The sequence below is a fragment of the Paenibacillus sp. MB22_1 genome (assembly GCF_047200555.1).
In the GTDB taxonomy this organism is placed as follows: Bacteria; Bacillota; Bacilli; order Paenibacillales; family Paenibacillaceae; genus Fontibacillus; species Fontibacillus phoenicis.
The window spans coordinates 1,156,586-1,175,535 of record NZ_JBLADV010000001.1 but is presented as its reverse complement, the minus strand read 5'-3'; the positions used below and the strand labels follow the sequence as shown (position 1 = coordinate 1,175,535).

Annotated in this window: 19 protein-coding genes and 1 pseudogene; 9 read left to right on the top strand and 11 right to left on the bottom strand. The window is 51.8% G+C overall.

The features are described 5' to 3' along the window. Positions 1–54: 54 nt before the first annotated feature. The 5 genes from ACL02P_RS05415 to ACL02P_RS05395 form a co-directional block, all read right to left on the bottom strand. Entirely contained in the window at positions 55–1,101 is a 1,047-nt protein-coding gene (locus ACL02P_RS05415; RefSeq protein WP_412836918.1) for an HD-GYP domain-containing protein, read from the bottom strand. A 162-nt stretch (positions 1,102–1,263) separates the two neighbouring features. Next, positions 1,264–1,404 carry a hypothetical protein gene (locus ACL02P_RS05410; protein ID WP_016311926.1) on the bottom strand — a complete coding sequence of 47 codons (141 nt, stop codon included), beginning with the start codon at positions 1,402–1,404 and terminating at the stop codon, positions 1,264–1,266. 19 nt (positions 1,405–1,423) lie between these two features. Then, a complete protein-coding gene (locus ACL02P_RS05405; RefSeq protein ID WP_412836917.1) occupies positions 1,424–2,596 on the bottom strand; it encodes a Ger(x)C family spore germination protein in 1,173 nt (390 codons plus the stop codon). Further along, positions 2,589–3,695, bottom strand: a complete 1,107-nt coding sequence (locus ACL02P_RS05400; RefSeq protein ID WP_412836916.1) for a GerAB/ArcD/ProY family transporter — start codon at positions 3,693–3,695, stop codon at positions 2,589–2,591. The genes ACL02P_RS05405 and ACL02P_RS05400 overlap by 8 nt, the downstream gene beginning before the upstream one ends. Then, positions 3,692–5,272, bottom strand: a complete 1,581-nt coding sequence (locus ACL02P_RS05395; protein ID WP_412836915.1) for a spore germination protein — start codon at positions 5,270–5,272, stop codon at positions 3,692–3,694. Before ACL02P_RS05395 ends, ACL02P_RS05400 begins: the two co-directional genes overlap by 4 nt. A 188-nt stretch (positions 5,273–5,460) precedes the next feature. Here ACL02P_RS05395 and ACL02P_RS05390 point away from each other — a divergent pair, with 188 nt between their 5' ends. Genes ACL02P_RS05390 through ACL02P_RS05375 form a run of 4 tightly spaced genes read left to right on the top strand, consistent with a single transcriptional unit; the run spans position 5,461 to position 9,633 of the window. Continuing rightward, positions 5,461–7,059: a spore germination protein gene (locus tag ACL02P_RS05390; RefSeq protein ID WP_412836914.1), complete on the top strand. Its 1,599-nt coding sequence runs from the start codon at positions 5,461–5,463 to the stop codon at positions 7,057–7,059. Then, positions 7,056–8,249, top strand: a complete 1,194-nt coding sequence (locus ACL02P_RS05385; protein WP_412836913.1) for a Ger(x)C family spore germination protein — start codon at positions 7,056–7,058, stop codon at positions 8,247–8,249. Before ACL02P_RS05390 ends, ACL02P_RS05385 begins: the two co-directional genes overlap by 4 nt. 12 nt (positions 8,250–8,261) lie before the next feature. Continuing rightward, the gene (locus ACL02P_RS05380; RefSeq protein ID WP_009225966.1) at positions 8,262–8,477 is read left to right on the top strand and encodes a hypothetical protein; all 216 of its coding nucleotides are present in this window, start codon (positions 8,262–8,264) and stop codon (positions 8,475–8,477) included. Between the two features lie 28 nt (positions 8,478–8,505). Beyond that, entirely contained in the window at positions 8,506–9,633 is a 1,128-nt protein-coding gene (locus ACL02P_RS05375) for a GerAB/ArcD/ProY family transporter (protein ID WP_412836912.1), read from the top strand. Positions 9,634–9,636: 3 nt separating this feature from the next. Here ACL02P_RS05375 and ACL02P_RS05370 read toward each other — a convergent pair whose 3' ends face one another. Then, a complete protein-coding gene (locus ACL02P_RS05370) occupies positions 9,637–10,413 on the bottom strand; it encodes an ABC transporter ATP-binding protein (RefSeq protein ID WP_412836911.1) in 777 nt (258 codons plus the stop codon). Positions 10,414–10,559: 146 nt separating this feature from the next. On the opposite strand from ACL02P_RS05370, the gene ACL02P_RS05365 reads away from it, so the two are divergent. After that, positions 10,560–11,051 (top strand): hypothetical protein, encoded by a 492-nt coding sequence (locus tag ACL02P_RS05365; protein ID WP_412836910.1) that lies wholly within the window; start codon positions 10,560–10,562, stop codon positions 11,049–11,051. Continuing rightward, complete coding sequence (locus ACL02P_RS05360) at positions 11,029–11,205, top strand: GNAT family N-acetyltransferase (protein WP_412836909.1); 177 nt, start codon at positions 11,029–11,031, stop codon at positions 11,203–11,205. Before ACL02P_RS05365 ends, ACL02P_RS05360 begins: the two co-directional genes overlap by 23 nt. Positions 11,206–11,240: 35 nt before the next feature. Here ACL02P_RS05360 and ACL02P_RS05355 read toward each other — a convergent pair. Next, positions 11,241–11,612, bottom strand: a pseudogene (locus ACL02P_RS05355) (ATP-binding cassette domain-containing protein); the annotation flags it as partial. A 261-nt stretch (positions 11,613–11,873) separates the two neighbouring features. On the opposite strand from ACL02P_RS05355, the gene ACL02P_RS05350 reads away from it, so the two are divergent. Together ACL02P_RS05350 and ACL02P_RS05345 are read left to right on the top strand one after the other, a co-directional pair. After that, positions 11,874–12,737 (top strand): class I SAM-dependent methyltransferase, encoded by an 864-nt coding sequence (locus ACL02P_RS05350; RefSeq protein ID WP_009225961.1) that lies wholly within the window; start codon positions 11,874–11,876, stop codon positions 12,735–12,737. A 3-nt stretch (positions 12,738–12,740) separates the two neighbouring features. After that, on the top strand, positions 12,741–13,511 hold the full coding sequence (locus ACL02P_RS05345) for an RluA family pseudouridine synthase (RefSeq protein WP_260070760.1): 771 nt from the start codon (positions 12,741–12,743) through the stop codon (positions 13,509–13,511). A gap of 79 nt (positions 13,512–13,590) precedes the next feature. Here ACL02P_RS05345 and ACL02P_RS05340 read toward each other — a convergent pair whose 3' ends face one another. Both ACL02P_RS05340 and ACL02P_RS05335 read right to left on the bottom strand, forming a co-directional pair. After that, positions 13,591–14,001, bottom strand: a complete 411-nt coding sequence (locus ACL02P_RS05340; protein WP_260070759.1) for a MarR family transcriptional regulator — start codon at positions 13,999–14,001, stop codon at positions 13,591–13,593. Positions 14,002–14,121: 120 nt separating this feature from the next. Continuing rightward, on the bottom strand, positions 14,122–15,189 hold the full coding sequence (locus ACL02P_RS05335) for a branched-chain amino acid aminotransferase (RefSeq protein ID WP_412836908.1): 1,068 nt from the start codon (positions 15,187–15,189) through the stop codon (positions 14,122–14,124). A gap of 153 nt (positions 15,190–15,342) precedes the next feature. Here ACL02P_RS05335 and ACL02P_RS05330 point away from each other — a divergent pair, with 153 nt between their 5' ends. Continuing rightward, a complete protein-coding gene (locus ACL02P_RS05330; RefSeq protein ID WP_412836907.1) occupies positions 15,343–16,254 on the top strand; it encodes a LysR family transcriptional regulator in 912 nt (303 codons plus the stop codon). Here the strand turns inward: ACL02P_RS05330 and ACL02P_RS05325 are convergent. After that, positions 16,237–16,431 (bottom strand): helix-hairpin-helix domain-containing protein, encoded by a 195-nt coding sequence (locus ACL02P_RS05325; protein ID WP_009225956.1) that lies wholly within the window; start codon positions 16,429–16,431, stop codon positions 16,237–16,239. The two genes, ACL02P_RS05330 and ACL02P_RS05325, sit on opposite strands and share 18 nt — an antisense overlap. A 77-nt stretch (positions 16,432–16,508) precedes the next feature. Then, positions 16,509–18,947: a DNA topoisomerase IV subunit A gene (gene parC, locus ACL02P_RS05320; RefSeq protein ID WP_412836906.1), complete on the bottom strand. Its 2,439-nt coding sequence runs from the start codon at positions 18,945–18,947 to the stop codon at positions 16,509–16,511. Positions 18,948–18,950: the final 3 nt, after the last annotated feature.

The window sequence follows — 18,950 nt, the reverse complement described above, 5'->3', positions numbered from 1 at the left end:
AACCCCTTCTCTTTTGATTGAGAAGCGGGTTGCTTCCACTGGATTTATGTAATTTTACATAAACACATGCACTAAATCGATATTTCGTTCTCTCGACAAATCCCGGAACTGCCACTCGTCGATTTGCACCAACGGTTTGAAAATATCAGTAGGGTTGTTCCAAACAATCGTCGCCGTTTCACCGTTACTTAGTTTCACTTTCTTCCCGATGAAATTCGGCAGAAGATTGGCCGTCAACGCTTGAACCGCCTTCTCATTCAACTTGCCGAATCCGAGATTATAAATGCTTCGCAGCACGGACAAGATATCCTGCCGCGAACCTGATTCGTCTGGAGACGTCATCGCTATGTATTCATTGGCTACCGCAACAATTTCCGCATAGGGATGGATTTTCTCTTTGCGTAACCCGGCCGGATAACCGGTGCCATCTTCCCGTTCATGATGCTGAAGTGCGACGAGGGCCGTTACCTCTTCCCCTGTCGATCGGCGGATGATTTCGTAACCGTAGGAAGTATGACGATTCATTTCCTCCCGTTCGTCTCCGGTTAATTCACGCTCACGGTTGCGAAGCGATTGCCGCACCTGACTCTTCCCGATATCGTGCAGATACCCCGCCTTGCTAATTTCATAACATTCATTTGGCGGGTGTCCCAACCAAGTGGCAATATAATAGGACAACAGACCCACCTGCAAAGAGTGGTTATAAATGTTAACATCCTCTTCTGTGAAAGCGATCAGGAGTGACACGACATCCTTATTTCGATCCAGGACCTCAAGCATAGGCACCAAATGATGCTCAACCATCGATTGGTTAAATTTTCCGGTTGTCAGCGCCTCTAGAAAGATCGTCTGATAGCCCTTCACCGTAAAGTAAAAATTATCGCGCAAATGCTGGATAAAGCTTGAATTCTTGTTAGAGTTCAGGGTGACTTCCCCTTCGCGCAATTCGATATCGACATAATCGATACTCTGCCGAATCAGCAGGGCGATTTCCTCCGCATGAATGCTTGTCCCCTTCGGAAGAATGTGCAACCCGGCACGGTTAAACACATCGGTTCTCAGACGATCCCCTTCCTGAAGCTCCATGACATGAGTTCTCATATAACCCCCCCTTCTTAATCTGCGCGTACACCGCCTAAAATCTACCTTTACATATAAATATCGCGCAAACCTACTCCGCCCTAAATAGTCCTAAAGGCGCGTTTTGAAAGGGTGGTTATTGCTGCTTTATTCATTGGGATGCAGGTCAAAAGCCCCGGATAATCACTTCCTCTTCCATGGTGGATCCCCGTAATGATGCAGCGCCTGATTGATGGAATAGACAATCCAAGGAATCACCGCCGACAATACTGCACAGACCCAGGTCATCGTGGTAGGAAGCCGATCTCGCACGATATTCCACATGAGCTATTCTCCTCCTTCCTTATTTGGTTTCCAACGTTGAACCTACGATGCGAATCTTGGCGCGGACTTTTACTTCGATATCGCATCGGGAAAGATAACGTTCGCCCTGCTCCCAATCGTCCTTGATGCTCTGCCAAAGCGCATGATGCCTGCGATTCAGCTCGTCTCCTAAATCAAGAACATCCACTCTAAATTCCTGCTGCAGCTTCGTTAATGTTCCATTGGTGATGCGGATTACTTCTTGCTCGGTTTTCTCCTCGAGTTCCGCAAGCTGATGAGTGGAAAGCAGATCCAATCGCTCCTGGGTCTCGCCAATGTTTCCCTCCAACTCCAGATGGATGGTAAACCGGATATGCTCGGGATCGGACACATCCGCTTGGATAGTCTGCCGTAAGCCTTTGATCTCATAAGCGATGTACTCATCATTCACACGCACCTCTATAACCCCGTCCTTAGCGGTTCCGCGCAGGATGTTTAATCCTGAAGTCTCCTCTTCATTTAGAAACCCCTTCAACCTCTGTGCATTATCGAAGAGAGCTGCCCCGGAAACAGAGACCTCATTCCCATGTTTACGAATGATCGGCAGGGCAAAGCTGCTTTTTGACAAGATATAAGCTTGGACATCTCCGATGTTCGTTGGCGGAAATATACTGGAGCTCTTCGTTGGATTTAGCGACGTGGATTCAAAAAACATCACCGGCAGCTTCTCGTTTTTCGGATTTGTCTCCAGCACTTCACGCGCTTCTCCCTCCGTCACCATAATTTTAGTCGCTCGACGCATTTCATGGTCTCGAAGGAATACATCCAATACAGAGGCAAGCTCGCCGCTTTCGGACAGCTTCCGGGAAATCAGGATCATGCGTAAATGTTGCAAATAGGGACTGCGGCTCGTTTGATAGGACAGCTTCCGGGTTGCCCCAAACATCGTATTCGCTGCAGAGGATAGGTTAAAGTATGCTTTTTGGGATGAACTCCCATTGCTACTATCGCCTTCTCTTGCCTGCAACCCTCCTGGAATTACAAATTGGTAGGTTAGAATATATTTACCCTCCTCTGTTTCTTCCTCGTCAGCAAGGTCGATTCCAGCCCCTACAACAAACCCGCGATCTTCAATTTCGACCCGATCCCAGCACCCGGTCATCCCTATGGCTAGGATCAGCGCGATAAACCAAATCCAGCGGACCCTACGCACGCCCCTTCACCCCCCGCAGCATCGACAACAATAACAGAAGGGTCGGAACAATCATTCCCATCCCGATGCCGGCGTAACTAATCCAATCGCCAAACAGCTGAAATTCATTGATATTTTGCGGCTGCATCATCGCGAGATAAAGAATGGGTCCTACCCCTATCGCCAACGCCGTGCGCTTGACTTTTGAAAAAACAGCTTCAATCGCAGACAGAGACACATCCAAGGCCATCACCGCCGAATTATACAGGGTAAGCACCCAAACCGAGAAAAAGATCGACTCAAACCGTTCAAAAAAACCACCGGGAGCCTCAACCTGCTTGGCCAACTCCTCCGTGGGATACAGCGTGCTGGCGGTCACCTCGGGACCAAAGACGCCCACGCTGAAAAAAAACACAAGCAAATAGAGCACAAGCGAAACCAGCACTCCCAGCGTTGAAGCTTTAACGGCTTGCTTCGGCTTTGTGAGAATCATATTGTAGAACAATAAAATCTCAAACCCAAGAAATGAGAAGGCTGACTCCTTGGAAGTTATCAGCAACTCCCGCCAGTCGGTCACAAAAAACGGCATCAGGTTATGGATATCAAAATGGCTGATATTCATCAATAATAGGACGAAGATCAGCATGATCACGATCGGTAAAAACAACGTATTTAACCGGAACAAGGCCACACTAGGGCCGGATACGCCATAGATAAGCACTAGGAGAAAGACCAGGCAGACGATCTCGATCGGAGTCCGATCGAACAAGTATAAGCGGGAAATGCTTGCTACCCCCCGGGTTTCAAAAGCAACAACGGCTAACATATATACGGCAAACATGAGCGTGATCAGGAAGGCCAGCGGCCTACCAATGACGGATCTGCCGATATCATACAAATTCCGCTTTGGAAATTGAGAGATGAGCTTGGCGACAATCCACGTAAAGAAAATGGCGCCTACACCGCCAATGAGGATCGATATCCAACCGTCGACCGAATTTGTCTTCTGTATGATGGAGCGTGGCAAGCTAAGCACGCCGAAACCAAGCACCATATTCGCAACGGAGGCGAACACTTCATAACTGTCTATTTCTTGATCCCCGTACTTGAAGGACTTCATGTACCGCCCTCCCTACTTCCCATCTTGGAATCGTCTTTGGTTGCCATATATTGAGGTCGCTTCGACAGCATCATTAATGGGGCTCGAATGAACATATCCCGCCAGTCGCGATAGTAGCTGGGAGCTAATGGTGTTAAATAAGGAATCCCAAAGCTGTTCAGTCTCGATAGGTGAATGCAGATCATGATGTGAATTAGGATGATCCCGTAAAGTCCAAACATGGATGCAGCTATCATGATAATAAACCGCAAGATCCGGAAAGCAATTCCTGCGCTGTAGGCAGGGATCGCAAAGGAGGAGATGGCCGTCACCGATACGACAATGACCATGATTGGACTTACAATCCCCGCCTGCACCGCCGCCTCGCCGATCACTAAGCCGCCTACAATCCCGACCGTTTGCCCGACCGGCTTGGGCAGGCGGATCCCGGCTTCCCGGAGCAGCTCCAACGTCAATTCCATGAGAAAAGCTTCGATGACGGCTGGGAACGGCACACCTTCCCTAGCTGCCGCAATCGAAAAGGCCAGCTTGGAGGGAATCAACCCTTGGTGAAAGGACACTAGAGCGATGTATAACGATGGAAATGTCAACGATACAAATACCGCCGTATATCTCAAGATCCGAATTAAAGATCCAATCAGCCAGCGCTCATAATAATCTTCCGGTGACTGCATTAGAGTTTCGAATGTCGTTGGCATAATTAACGCAAATGGCGTACCTTCCAGTAATATCACAACTTTACCTTGTAGAATCGCGGAAGCAGCCTTATCCGGACGTTCCGTATGCAAGATCAGAGGGAACGGTGTCAAGAAGCTGTCTTGGATGAGCTGCTCGATCATCCCGCTTTCCGGCGCATCGTCAATATCGATCGACTCGACTCTTCGTTTTACCTCTTGGACAAGCGCAGGATGCACAATGCTATCGATATAAGCGATAATGAGCTCTTTCTTCCCACGTTCCCCAATGCGGTAGGGATCGAATCGAAGTTTCGGATCCCGGATCGTCCGCCGAAGCAGGATAACATTCGTCTCAATGCTCTCGTTAAAACCTTCACGCGGCCCGCGGACTAGCGCTTCCGTTTCGGGCTCCTCCACGCTCCGTCCTGTCCATTTCTTACTGCCAATCAGGAGAACCTGATCCAGATCATCAATAAGTAACGCGGTATCCCCAGACAACAAAGATACGAGAATCTCGTCAAGGGATCGCGTTGTTTTATATTTTTGAACCGATAGAAATTGCTTGTCCAACCGCCGGTACAATTCTTGTCCGGTGATGGGCTCAGAACAGTTAATGGCGGAATACGCCTGCTGTATGGATGTAACGATATGATCGTTAATCATTTTCAAATCCGCCAGCCCGGCAATACACACGATGGCGCATGGAGGAGTCCCTTCAGCACCGCAGATAAACCGGGTCACTAAATCATCAGGAGCATTCAAGAGACGAACGATGCTCGCAACCGACGCATGAACGCTCCGTGTGATGCAGTCGTCAGCCGAAGTGTTACTTTGCGATTCCCCGTTGTTTCGGATTGGACTGCGCTTTTTGTGCGTATTTCGGAACATTATTCTTGGCATGAGAACCCTTCCCCACTGGACTATTCTTGTTGATGATATCGTTACCCTTTATTACCAACTTGCTTCAAAAATAATCTCGTTTCGATTGATGTTGGTCTTCACTCCGGATTTGCCAAAAAATTAGTATATTTCTCCTGTCAACGGCGCATCTTAACTGGGAATAGTCGGCTAAGGAAGGAGGTAGCTCCATGCCCATCATAAGAAAGCTGCAGCGTCGAAAACACTCCCTCGGGGGAAAGTCAGGCAAAACACCAACACTCCCCCCAAGCCGTACGGATGCTTCATCCCTCGCTGACGGTCAAAGCTTACAAGTTCGGTTAGATTGGATGAAGCAAGAGCTTAAGGATAGTTCAGATATCATCTATCGTGAATTTACGATCAGTTCGGGCCAACCCTGTGCTCTCGTCTATGTTCGCGGGATGATTGCACAGGAAACGGTCCAGCAATTTATCGTACGCAGCTTACAACGAGAAGCCTCGTTACTGAAGGAAAAAGATATTTATCAGTTCCTATTCGAGGATAAAGCGTTAAGTGTATCTCAAGCTACCGTGATCGATGACTTAAATCAAGCGATTCAAGCCATGCTGAACGCCGAAGCTTTGCTGATGATCGACGGGGATAAGCGGATGTTGACGTTCTCCATTTCCGCTTACCCGACGCGCAGTATTGATGAAACTCCCAACGAATCTGTCATCCGCGGGTCTAGAGAAGCCTTCATCGAGGACTTGGAGAAGAATTTGACCATGATTCGCCGCCGGATTAAAAGTCCACATCTGAAAACCCCGACGGTCAATAAAGGTCGGGAAACTCGAACCAGTATTGTGCTGGCTTATATGGAGAACATATGTAAGCCGGAATTGCTGAAAGAAGTGCAGCGTCGCATGTCCAATATCGATATGGACGGAATTCTGGGTTCCGCCTACGTGGAAGAAATCATCGAGGACAACCCTTACACGCCTTTTCCGCAACTTCAGTACACAGAACGACCTGACGTCGTCGTCGCAGCGATTTTGGAAGGAAGAATCGCCATCATTGTAGATGGTTCACCGATCGCATTGCTCGCTCCGGTGACCTTGCCGATGCTGCTGCAATCGGCGGAGGATTACTATCAGCGTTATGTCGCAGCGAACTGGATTCGCTGGATTCGTTATTTTTTCGTAGTTGCTTCTTTAACTCTGCCGTCCATTTATATCGCAGTCACCACGTTTCATCCGGAAATGATCCCTTCCCAGCTGCTGATTACGATCGCTGCTTCACGGGAGATCGTCCCCTTTCCGGCACTATGGGAAGCCTTTGCGATGGAACTTGCGTTTGAAGCGCTTCGTGAAGCTTCCATTCGAATTCCAAAATCGGTCGGGCAAGCCGTATCCATTATCGGCGCCTTGATCATCGGCACAGCTGCAGTTCAAGCTGGGATCGTCTCAGCGGCCATGGTGATCATCGTCTCCTTAACGGGGATCGCTTCGTTTATCATCCCCCATTTCGATTTAGGCTTGGCGTTTCGATTGCTCCGTTTTCCGATTATGATCCTAGCCTCCATGTTTGGGTTGTACGGCGTCACCTGCGGGTTAATCCTGATTTACATCCATTTGGTCAATTTGGAATCTTTTGGACTTCCCTATTTATCCCCGATTGCTCCGCTCATGGGCAAGGATTTGGGAGATACGTTCATTCGGGTTCCTTGGTGGAAGATGCACAAACGACCGATGCAACTCTCGAACAACGAAAACCGACAAAACTCAAATCCTCGCAGTTGGGTAAAAGAGAAGAAAGGTGATTTCGAGTGACGAGAATCCACCGCGCTATCGCAACAGCAACATTGATTATCTTGCTCTTCATTGGCGTTGGCGGATGCTGGTCCGCTCAGGAGCTTAACAACCGTGCGTTTGTGAACACGGTACTCATCGATCGGACGGAGGACGGGCAGGTGGAATTGACCGTAGGCATTCCGCTCCCGAACCGGATGATTCCCGGGGAAGCCGGCGGGACGGGGCAACACCAAGGGGATCCGTTTAGCTTTATAACTAGAAGAGCAGAAAACCTAAGTCAGGCTTTAAATCTAATTCAAATTGACGTGCCCCGGAACATCACTTTTGGTCAAACTCGCATCGTTGTGGTGGGCCGAAGAGAGGCGGAGCATGGCTTGGACGAAGTTGTTGAATTTGTCTTCCGTCAGCCCTCCTTCCGGCTGAGTGCCAGCTTGTTCGTAACCCCGGGTGACGTTAAAGAAATCACGAAGGCACCGATGGTATTCGAACGGATTCTCAGCGACATCCTGCGGAAATACGTCAACAATCACTATGTGTTGGACACTACTGTCAAGGATTACAAGCTGGCGCTATACCAAGGAGGGGATATTCTGATTCCGCTGCTGTCCTTCGGAGAGCTTCCAGAAATTGCAAAGGAGAATCCAAAAACGAACCGTTGGATGGGCTCCGGAGGAGCAGCGATCTTCAGCGGCGGTAAAATGGCAAAGATCGAACTCACCCCTCTCGAGCATCGAACCGCACTGTGGATCAGCTCCCAGCTGAAAAATACTACGCTCACCCTCCCATCTCCCACCGATGGGAAGGAGATTAGCTTTCACATCGAGGGAATTAAGACGAGCATTAAGCCGAGAGTACAGGGTGATCAGGTCTCGTTCAGAGTCGTTAGCAGTGCAAAAGCCTATATTGAATCCTCTCTCTCTCATATCGATTTGAAGGACCCGCAAGTTCTCCATCAATTGGAAGAGATTTTAAGTAAAGACGTTGAAGAGCAGTTTATCCACGTGCTGAACAAGACTCGAAAAGCCCGTTCTGATGCCTTCCTCATGAGCCAGTATCTGGATTGGAGTCATCCAAAAATTTGGCACACCATGCGAGATCAATGGAAGAATTACTACGCCAAGGAACTCCCGATTGAGGTTGACGTAAAGATTAAATTAAACCGTACGGGCGGTGTGTTTCGTTCTGTAGTCCAAGAAACCAATAGATAGCGAGGGATCAATGTGGTCTATATCGGCATCCTGTATGTGCTCATCATGCTGGCAGACTGGATGATACAGAAAAAAGAGGGCGTTCAGCTAAAAAAACGGATGACGGTTCTACTCGTCTCCATCTGTTTTTTTGTCATCTCAGAAGTCACATTTAAACTGAAGGATCAATGGAATTTCATCATGATGATGGAATATTTACGCAAGTCGATGCTGGGCGGATCGTTTTGACACGATCGGACTTTAGGAGGCGGAATGAATGCTCAAGAACATAACAACCAATCAAATCTTTATGCTTTTCAGCTTACAAACCTTCACCACCGTCGTTGCTTTTTATGCAGGAATGTTACTAGGAGGCAGCAAGTATTCTACGCCGATTGCCGTTGTGGTGGGCGCTTTGCTGGGGCTGCTGTTTTGCTACCCAGCCTATAAGCTCGCTTCCTCTCGCCCCAACGAGTTTTTTGTAGAGTTCGGGGGCAAAGTGGTGGGCCGCCCCCTCCATATCATTTTCGTAATTTACATCGTGATACTCCATCTTTTTCTAGCTGCTCTCAATTTAAGGGAGCTTGCTGATTTCTTGTTATCGGAATATTTGATTGATACGCCAGGGTGGGCGGTGATCGCTATCTATGGAGTATGTGTTACCTATGCTGTTCGCTGCGGGGTTCTGGGCATCTTCCGAACGGCCGAAGGTTTTTTTCTCATTTTTTCGGTCGCCTTCTTCCTCATTCCGTTTATCGGATTTCAGGAGATGGAATTAGATATGTTCTCTGCCTTGGTAAACCATCTCTCGATTAAGGATATGGCTTCCTCAATCCTAGATACTATGGCAATATTTGGTGAGATGGCATTCTTGTTTTTACTTTTCCCTTATCTAGAGAAGCCAAAAAAGGTGTTTCGTACCCTCTTCTGGGCTACAATCACTTCGCTGCTGCTGATCTTGTTGCATCTCATTCCGATCCTGCTGACGTTTGGACCGAACCTGGGAGCCAATCTGGTTTACCCTGACATGGAACTGGTTCGTTTCATTCGCGTTGGCTCATTTATCGAAACGATGGATCCGATCTTAATTATTTTGTGGCTGACCAGCATCTTTGTCAAAATTGCGTTTGTGGTATTCACCGCGGTCTTATGCATTGCCCAATTGACCGGCGTGAAAGATCATAAAGCGTTCACGCTGCCGGTTGTCGCCTTTGTGTCCATTTACGCCATGTCGATTGCCAGAACTCCGCCGGAAATTATTTCTTTCCTGTCCTGGGAAGGGGCGCCGATGTTCTTTTTCGCCGAATTTCTCATCCCCAGCTTCTATTGGTTAGTGGCTGCAATACGCAAAAAAGCCTCCGGCTCCAAAACAGCAAAACCCGCCGGGAGTACCCCGACGGGTTAAGGCTTATTTCGTCGACAGCCAAGCTCGTTCCTGATTCCATCGCAAAGCCACCGGCGTTTCAAAGAAATCGGATAACCCGGTTTCGTTCAGGACATCCGACGTTTTCCCTTGCGCGTAGACTTCTCCCCGCCGGAGCAGCAACGTATGCGTGAAAATCGGCAAAATTTCCTCGGTATGGTGCGTTACATACAGCATATGCGGCGTGTTCGGTTCGGCGGCCAGCTGTGCGATGCTGTCCAGCAATCCTTCCCGGGAAATGAAATCCAGTCCGTTCGTTGCCTCGTCCAGGATGAGCAGCTGGGGAGAAGCCATCAACGCCCGAGCAATCAACAGCTTTTGCTGTTCACCTTGGGAACAGGTCTGGTAAGTCCGTCCATGTAAATGGCTGCAGTGGAGCTGGTTCATGAAGGCTGCAGCCCGGTCGTAATCCTCTGACGTTGGCTTCTCGTAAAGTCCGATGGAGGCAAACTTGCCGCTTACCACGAGATCTTCGGCTTTTTGCCCCCCGTGCAGTCTGGCCTGCATCGAAGAACTAACCCAACCAATCGTTTTGCGCAGCTCCCGCAAATCTACTTCGCCAAACCGATTCCCCAGTACGCTGATATGGCCAGATGTCGGCCAGAGATAGCCGCTGATCATGTTGAGCAACGTCGTTTTGCCAGAACCGTTTAAGCCTAGCATCGCCCAATGTTCTCCCTCGCGGACCGTCCAATCGATGCCGTTTAATACGGCTTTCCCATCCCGGAACCAAGTCACTTGTTCCATTTCGATGATATTCATTCCTAGTACCTCCGAAAAAATAAGTAGATTTGCAGTACTTTCAAGCTACCCCCGTACTTGAGATATGTCAAGCGCGGCTGCCCACGATTTCACGTGCCAATTTCCTTCCGATCCGCTAGAATACGAATGAAGGGAAGTGAGCTGGCATGAATCTAACATGGACATGGGCTGACGTGGAAGCCCTCCAACAACACGTAGAGCAGCATGACGGAATTGCTTTGAAGTTAAATTGGGACACCATGGTTCACCCGAATTACCGCAGACAGGGTATTTTCACCTCCCTGCTGCGGCGTGGTTTAAACCTAGCTACAGTGGGTTCGTATCCGAAGATCCTTTTGAATGCACCTGGGAACTCCGACTCGGCCAAGCATTTCCTTGCCACCTATCCTTGCCGCTATGAATTCAGCGAATTTCAAATGAAACACTCCCCTAAAGCGGCTTGCGCGAATGCTCCGTCCAGAACGACTCAGATCACGCTTCGATCCGCGGAGGACGCGGAACGGCCGCTGCTCGCTCGCCTCGATCAGGAGGGATTTGATCTCCATCCGGAGGAAACCCGGTTGTACTACGAGAAGTTAACGGAGGAAGAAGTTCGTCAGAACGAGCTCATCGTGCATGAAGGGGCAAGGCATCGGTAGTACTGCTTTGCGTCAGGTAGTTGAACGCGAACGTGCCAAAGGCTTTGAGGTCTGGCTGGAAGTCGCACTCAACAACCCCCAAGCCAAGAAACTTTATGAACAGACGGGGTTTCGGGTTTGCCGATCCCAGGACTACTATGCTTATTTGCGTTGATTCTAAGGCGAATCAGACCGCAGGCTCTACAGAAGAGCTCCCTCCAACTTGCCGTAAGAAATGTTCTCACGAATCGTCCCCGAGAAGAGATAAACGTCCTGCTGTACAATCCCTATATTGCGCCGCAATGAGGACAGGGTTAGATCGCGAATATCCATCCCGTCGATGGTGATCCGTCCGCCATCCACATCATAGAAGCGCGGCAGCAATAGCGTAGTTTTGCCGGCACCTGACGGCCCTACGAAGGCGACAGTTTCCCCGGCTCGAATCTTCAAGCTGACGTCCTCCAACACGCGAGAAACCCCTTCATAACCGAAAGAAACGCGATCGAAGTAAATGTCTCCCTTCAAGGTTCCAACGTCAATCGCATCCGGGGCATCGGCTATGTCCGGCTCGGTATCCATGATTAGCGCCCAGTCGCGACCTGGCAACAGCTTGTCCACGAACTGGTTAACGGCGACCGGGAACCCGATCTCCAGCAGACCCGCCACCACAGCACAGGTGAAATCCAGAATAAACAAATGTTTATAAGGTCGGTAATATGAAAAAAAACGACGGAGGTAGCATGCCGATAGAAAAATAAGGTACAATAACTACCGAATCTACAGAACTTAAGGACATGCCCAAACGGGCGGGCCGCATGAGGCGGCGGAAGGAAGGATCAACACATGTATGTAGCAAACGATTGGCAGGATTATGAAGTAATGGACACCGGAAACGGGGAAAAGCTGGAGCGCTGGGGGGATATCATTTTGCGGCGCCCCGACCCGCAGATCATCTGGCCGATCGCCAATGAGGATCGCCGCTGGCACGATGTGCACGGGCATTACCACCGCAGCTCCTCCGGCGGCGGACAGTGGGAGATGAAGAAGCAGATTCCCGACCGTTGGACGATTTCCTATGACCGGCTGAAATTTTATATCCGCCCAACCAATTTCAAACATACCGGATTGTTTCCGGAGCAAGCCGCCAACTGGCGGTGGATGATGGACAAGATCGCCGGCGCGGGTCGGCCGATTCAGGTGCTGAACCTGTTCGCATATACCGGCGGCGCCACCGTAGCCGTAGCTTCGGCCGGCGCTTCGGTCGTTCACGTCGATGCAGCGAAAGGGATGGTCCAATGGGCTAAGGAGAACCTGGCGCTGTCCGGTTTGGCCGACCGCCATGTACGCTTCATCACGGATGACGTGTTCAAATTCGTGCAGCGGGAGCAACGGCGCGGCAACCGTTATGACGCGATTATCATGGATCCTCCGTCCTACGGGCGTGGTCCGGGCGGTGAGATGTGGAAGCTGGAGACGAGCCTCTACCCGTTCGTGGAATCTTGCTTGTCGATTCTGTCGGACAAGCCGCTCTTCTTCCTCATCAACTCGTATACGACCGGCATTTCCCCTACCGTACTGAACAACATTCTGACGATGACCGTCAAGAAGCGTTACGGAGGACGGATCTCGGCCGGCGAACTGGGACTGCCGATCACCCGCTCGGGGCTTCACCTCCCTTGCGGCATTCTCGGACGCTGGGAGGAATAATCAATGGATTCCGAAGCTAAGCGGACCTCGGGGCAGCCGGCGATGGCAATCCTTTACGAAGACAACCATCTGCTCGGTATCGAGAAGCCGGTGAACATCCCCACCCAGGAGGATGCCAGCGGGGACCCCGATCTGCTGAATTTGCTGAAGGCGGACATCAAGGAGCGGTATGGCAAGCCCGGCAACGTCTATCTCGGACTTGTCCATCGGCTGGACCGTCCGGTCGGGGGCGCCATGATTTTTGCCAAGACATCAAAAGCCGCTTCGCGGTTAGCGGAGATGGTGCGGAGCCGCCGGTTCAGCAAAACGTATGTCGCCGTCGTACACGGAACGCCGCCGCAGCGGCAAGGTCGTTTGACGGATACGCTGCTTAAAGACGAACGCACCAATACGGTGTCTGTCGTTCCCGCGGGGACACCCGGCGGCAAAGAAGCCCGGCTTGATTACCGGGTGCTCGGCACCTCCGCATCGGAGCGGCTGAGCCTTGTGCAGGTGGAGCTGCACACCGGCCGGCCGCACCAGATCCGGGTGCAAATGAGCCAAATCGGCTGCCCCCTGTATGGCGATCAGAAATATGGCGCGGGGCGGAATAAACCAGGCCAACAAATCGCACTTTGGTCGCTGTACGTCGGTTTTCCGCACCCGGTGACCAAGGAGCCGATCGATCTGGTCTCCCTCCCGCCGCGCGCGTATCCCTGGGATCGGTGGGAGGAAGGAACGTATACCCGCCTCGCAGCGCTGCTGCAGGCCGGGGGAAACGGAATAGAAATGTAAAAAAGGCGGGACGTCCGGAGCTGATTATTCAGCTCCCTGACGTCCCGCCTATTCATTGACTCCCTCGTAGGCAAGTTCCTTATTTCGTTCCGGAAATTTTGCCCAACAGAAATACCAGCAGTTGTTGATTATGGGTGGAGATGCGATTCAACACGCCGCTTAAGTAAGTGTTGCGAACTTCGATGCCCCGCCGGACTTCGGATTGTCCTTTATCAGTAATCGACACCCATACGTTGCGGCGATCGTTCTCGTCCCGGTCACGGCGGATCAGTTCGCCCCGCTCCATTCGGTCAAGCAGCATCGTCACTGCAGCCGGCGTCGTGGAGAGAAACGGAATCAAATCGGACGGCTTCAGATTGCCCTGCTGCTCCAGCAGCTCCAGAACGGTCAACTGCGACGTCGTTAGCGTGGGAGCCAGCTCCTCCTCCATGTGGGCCTGATAATCCTTCACGATGAGATCAAGCAATCTGGCAAATTCAGCGGTATGCAATCTTATCCCTCCTTGCCTTACATCACCACTTGGATAATTCGCTGCTTCCTTCGCAAATTCCTGCTGCCTTGAAGCAATTATCCGGTGGTTTGCGGCAGAGGGGGCACCGCACTGGTTGTTTTATCGGACAGGATACCGCCAGCCGAACGTATCCTCCCGTTCCCCGCGTTGGATTCCTGTCAGCGTGTCGTACAGTTTGGCCGACAATTCTCCGGTCTGGCCTCCGGCAATCTCCATGTCATGACCTTCCCACGTCATGCTGCCGATCGGGGAAATGACCGCCGCAGTTCCAGTGCCAAACGCTTCTTCAAGCCGACCTTCCTTATGAGCCTCAAACAGTTCTTCGATCGAGATCCGGCGTTCCTTGACGGGAACTCCCCACGCCCTAAGCAGCTGAATGACTGAGTCCCGCGTGACGCCAGCCAGGATGCTGCCATTCAGTTCCGGTGTCACAACTTCCCCGCCAATTTTGAAGAACACATTCATGCTGCCCACTTCTTCGATATACCGTTTTTCGATGCCGTCAAGCCATAGCACCTGGGAGTAGCCAAGCGGTTTGACGTCCTCCTGCGCTTTGATCCCTGCGGCATAGTTCCCGGAGGTTTTCGCTTCGCCTGTACCGCCGCGAACCGCCCGGACGTACCGATCCTCCACGTAAATGCGCACCGGATGGATGCCTTCCGTATAATAAGCCCCAACCGGCGACAAAATGACGATCAACCGATACTCCTCCGCAGCCCGCACGCCAAGCCCTGCTTCGGTAGCGATAATAAAGGGGCGGATATACAAGGAATTGCCTTCGCCTTCCGGCATCCACTCCTCCTCCAGGGCGAGCAGACGGCAGATGCCCTCCAGCACTTCCTGCGGATCAACTTGGGGAATCCCAATGCGTGCGCACGAATGGTTCAAGCGGCGCAAATTCATATCGGGCCGGAACAATACCAGCTCTCCCTGCGGTGTCCGGTACGCCTTCATCCCCTCAAACACCTCTTGCCCGTAATGGAACACCATCGCCGATGGATCCAGCGAAATCGGTCCGTACGGCACGATTCGCGGATCGTGCCAGCCTTGATCTGCCGAATAATCCATAAGTAGCATATGATCGGTAAAATATTTGCCAAAGCCCAGCTGATCGGCAGCCGGCTTCGTTTTTTTAGCCGTAGTTAATGTGATGGACCAATTTCCCATGTTAAATTTCCTCTTTTCCCATATCGGTTTAACGAACTGACGAAGCAATGAATTCTCTGTCTTTCACTATACCGATTCTTTCTTCATTGATCAATAATATCGTTTCAATTATAATCATTGACAATATCTATGTATCGGGGAGAATCATCCGCTATGGAGCATCGTCTATTGGAATATTTCATCGCAGTCGGCGAGGATTTGCATTTCACCAAAGCCGCGGAAAGACTGGGAATTACGCAGCCGACGCTCAGCCACCAAATTCGCTTGCTGGAGCAAGAGCTTGGGACGGCCCTCATTCAACGGATTGGCAAAAAAAACTATCTGACTCAAGCGGGTTCAATCCTGTTGGAGCACGCCCGCCGAGTGATCTATGAGGTGGAACAGGCTAAATTGGAAATTGGCCAGCTCACAGGCGTCCAGCGCGGACAGCTCCGTATCGGCTGCTCCGGCAACCACCTGCTGGAAGATAAGCTGATCTCTTTCCATCGCCAGTACCCCGGGATCGAGCTGACGGTACTTGAGCTTGCTACTGAGGAGACAAGAGCCGGACTGCTCGCCAACCAGCTGGATCTCGGCGTCGTGTTTCTGCCGCTCCAGGACGAGCACATCGTCAGCCGCCCACTGTTCGACGAGGCGCTGGTGCTGGTTGTCTCCAGCCAGCACGCGTATGCGGAGCTGCCGGAAGTGACGCTGGAGCAGGTCGCGCAGCTGCCGCTTGTGTTATTTCCGCCGAAGTTTTACGTTCGCCAGCTGCTTGATACAGCTTGCGCTGAACAGGGGATCGAGATCCGGCCGGTCATGGAGCTGTCGACGATGGAATCGCAGGTACAGATGGTCATCCACCACGTCGGGGGAACGGTTCTCCCCGGCTCCTATGCCCGGACGTTGACCAGCACGAATCGCCGCAGCGGAATCACCTTCATCCCGTTGGCAGAGCCCGTACCGCACAAAAACGTCGGGTTGGTCTACCGCAGGAGCACGTTTATGGACCCTACGCTCCAAGCGTTTATCCGTCATTTAACCGAGGAAGACACTCAAGCCCCCGTCTCAGCTCCTAAACGTTAATCCTTTCGATCGCAAAGCCTCTTTAAGCTTAGGTATGGAAGCTGGCCCCATGCCATGAAATCGCAGCACCTCTTGTTCACTCAGCTCAGCCAGCTTCTCCAAAGTCGTTACGCCATTCGCTTCCAAGGCCCGTCTAGCCGGTGCAGATAACCGCGACAGGAAATGCGCTTCCGCCATTCTCCATCCCTCCCTTCACTACGGATTGTTTAAAAAAACTCCGGGAAAGATTCAAGCCCTTCCCCGGAGTTGATCGCTTATTCTTTGACGAAGAGATCCACGATCTCGTCGTTTTTGTCCACGGACATCATCGCTTTCCCGATCGACTTCCGGTCCGCTATCGGAGCATCCTCCGAGCTGAAGGTGTGCATCTGCCCTTCCTTCGTGACCGCCTGCAGCAGCACCGGCTCCTTGCAGTGAACGCCGCCGACCAAGCGGCTGCCGTTCGGTTTGACCCGCTTGCCTTCCTTAAATTCAAACGTCTGAACGCCTTTGCCGCCCCGGCTTTGAACCGGATAATCCAGCAGCAGGCTGCGCTTAGCGTAAGCCAAGTCGGACACGACGAGCACTTCGCCTTCCTCGCCTTCGACCCAGAGCGCGGAAACAACTTCGTCATCGTCCTTCAGGTTGATTCCGCGTACCCCTGCCGATACCCGTCCCATCGGGTTCACTTCGTCTTCGGCGAACCGAATCGCCATCCCCTGCTTCGTTAGCAGCAGGATCTCTTGGTTGTTCCGGCTGACGGTGACACTCAGCACTTCATCGCCGTCGCCAACCTTGCAGGCAGCTACCGCGCCGGAGCGCTTCTTCTCGTATTCTTTCAGCTCCGTCCGCTTCACCTGACCGTTCTTCGTCACGAAGACCAAACTGAGCTCCGGATTCTCATCGAAGCTTTTCACCGGAATGACGCTGACAATGCGATCTTCCTTGGCGAGCGGGATCACGTTGACGATCGCCGTCCCGTTATCCTTCCATTTGAACTCTGGAATCTGGTGCACCGGCAAGAGGAAGTATTGGCCCCGCTGCGTAAAGATCAGCAGGTTCTGCAAAGTATCTACCTCTAGCAGATACTTAATGTAGTCGCCTTCCTTGACCCCGGAGCCATCCCGCTCCCCGCCGGATCGAGTAAACGACAGCATGCTGGTGCGCTTGATGTATCCCTCACGGGAAATCGTGACCAGCACATCCTCTTGGGCAACCAACACTTCGAGGTTGACCTTGAGCTCCTCGACCTCGTCCTGAATGTGCGAGCGGCGGTCGATCCCATATTTATCGCGGATCTCGATCAGCTCTTTCTTGATCAATGCGATCAGCTTCTTATCGCTTTCCAAGATGCCGCGCAACACGGTGATTTTCTTCTGGATGTCCTCCAGCTCTTTTTGCAGCGTCGTAATTTCCAGATTGGTCAAACGGTACAGCTGCAGGGTCAAAATCGCATCCGCCTGCCGTTCGGTAAACCCGAACATCCATTGCAGGTTGTTTTGCGCATCTTGACGGTTCTTGGAAGCTTTGATCGCCGCGATAACCTCATCCAAAATGTTAAGCGCCTTGACCAAGCCTTCCAATACGTGAGCACGGTCCTCCAACTTCTCCAGCTCATATTGCGTCCGGTAGGTCACAACCTCGCGCTGGTGGGCAATGTAGGCTTCGAGCATCGCTTTGAGCCCCAGCTGACGCGGCGCCTTGTTGACGATCGCCACCATGTTGAAGTTGTAAGTGACTTGCAGGTCGGTTTTTTTCAGCAAATAGGCCAAAATCCCCTGAGCATCCGCATCCTTCTTCAACTCGACAACGATACGCAGTCCGTTCCGGCCGCTTTCGTCCCGCACTTCGGCAATGCCGTCCACCTTTTTCTCCAGACGGATGTTTTCCATTGCCGTTACCAAGCGCGACTTCACCACCTGATAAGGAATCTCGGTGATAACAATCTGCTGCTTGCCGCCGCGTAGCGTCTCGATTTCTGTCTTGGAGCGCAAATAAATCCGGCCTTTCCCGGTCTCATAAGCTTCCCGAATGCCTTCCTCGCCCATAATAATGCCGCCCGTCGGAAAATCCGGTCCTTTCACGAACAGCCGAATTTCCTCTAGCGTCATTTCCGGCTTCTCCATCAAGGCGATGCAGGCATCAATCACCTCGCGCAGGTTATGCGGCGGAATTTCCGTCGCGAACCCTGCGGAGATCCCGCTGGCCCCGTTGACCAGCAGGTTCGGAAAACGGGCCGGCAGGACGACGGGTTCCTTCGCCGTATTGTCGAAGTTGTCCTTAAACGGCACGGTCCGCTTCTCAATATCTCGCAAGAGCTCCATCGCGATCGCCGACAAGCGCGCTTCGGTATACCGCATCGCTGCTGCCGGGTCATCGTCCTGCGAACCCCAGTTGCCGTGACCGTCGATAAGCGCATGGCCCATCTTCCACGGCTGCGCCATCCGTACCATCCCTTCGTAGATCGAAGAGTCCCCGTGCGGATGGTAGTTCCCCATAACGTCCCCAACCGTCTTCGCCGATTTCCGGTACGGTTTGTCCGGGGTATTACCGGAATCGTACATCGCATACAATATCCTGCGTTGAACCGGCTTCAACCCGTCGCGAATGTCAGGAATCGCCCGGTCCTGAATAATATATTTGGAATACCGGCCAAATCGGTCGCCTACAACCTCTTCCAAGAACGCCGGCAAAAAGTTTTCCAGCATGCTCACATC

Excerpts from the sequence above, each read along its gene's own strand:
- ACL02P_RS05415 (WP_412836918.1), bottom strand. The coding sequence starts at position 1,101 with ATGAGAACTCATGTCATGGAGCTTCAGGAAGGGGATCGTCTGAGAACC.
- ACL02P_RS05410 (WP_016311926.1), bottom strand. The coding sequence starts at position 1,404 with ATGTGGAATATCGTGCGAGATCGGCTTCCTACCACGATGACCTGGGTC.
- ACL02P_RS05400 (WP_412836916.1), bottom strand. The coding sequence starts at position 3,695 with ATGAAGTCCTTCAAGTACGGGGATCAAGAAATAGACAGTTATGAAGTG.
- ACL02P_RS05395 (WP_412836915.1), bottom strand. The coding sequence starts at position 5,272 with ATGCCAAGAATAATGTTCCGAAATACGCACAAAAAGCGCAGTCCAATC.
- ACL02P_RS05390 (WP_412836914.1), top strand. The coding sequence starts at position 5,461 with ATGCCCATCATAAGAAAGCTGCAGCGTCGAAAACACTCCCTCGGGGGA.
- ACL02P_RS05375 (WP_412836912.1), top strand. The coding sequence starts at position 8,506 with ATGCTCAAGAACATAACAACCAATCAAATCTTTATGCTTTTCAGCTTA.
- ACL02P_RS05370 (WP_412836911.1), bottom strand. The coding sequence starts at position 10,413 with ATGAATATCATCGAAATGGAACAAGTGACTTGGTTCCGGGATGGGAAA.
- ACL02P_RS05365 (WP_412836910.1), top strand. The coding sequence starts at position 10,560 with ATGAATCTAACATGGACATGGGCTGACGTGGAAGCCCTCCAACAACAC.
- ACL02P_RS05360 (WP_412836909.1), top strand. The coding sequence starts at position 11,029 with ATGAAGGGGCAAGGCATCGGTAGTACTGCTTTGCGTCAGGTAGTTGAA.
- ACL02P_RS05350 (WP_009225961.1), top strand. The coding sequence starts at position 11,874 with ATGTATGTAGCAAACGATTGGCAGGATTATGAAGTAATGGACACCGGA.
- ACL02P_RS05345 (WP_260070760.1), top strand. The coding sequence starts at position 12,741 with ATGGATTCCGAAGCTAAGCGGACCTCGGGGCAGCCGGCGATGGCAATC.
- ACL02P_RS05335 (WP_412836908.1), bottom strand. The coding sequence starts at position 15,189 with ATGGGAAATTGGTCCATCACATTAACTACGGCTAAAAAAACGAAGCCG.
- ACL02P_RS05330 (WP_412836907.1), top strand. The coding sequence starts at position 15,343 with ATGGAGCATCGTCTATTGGAATATTTCATCGCAGTCGGCGAGGATTTG.
- ACL02P_RS05325 (WP_009225956.1), bottom strand. The coding sequence starts at position 16,431 with ATGGCGGAAGCGCATTTCCTGTCGCGGTTATCTGCACCGGCTAGACGG.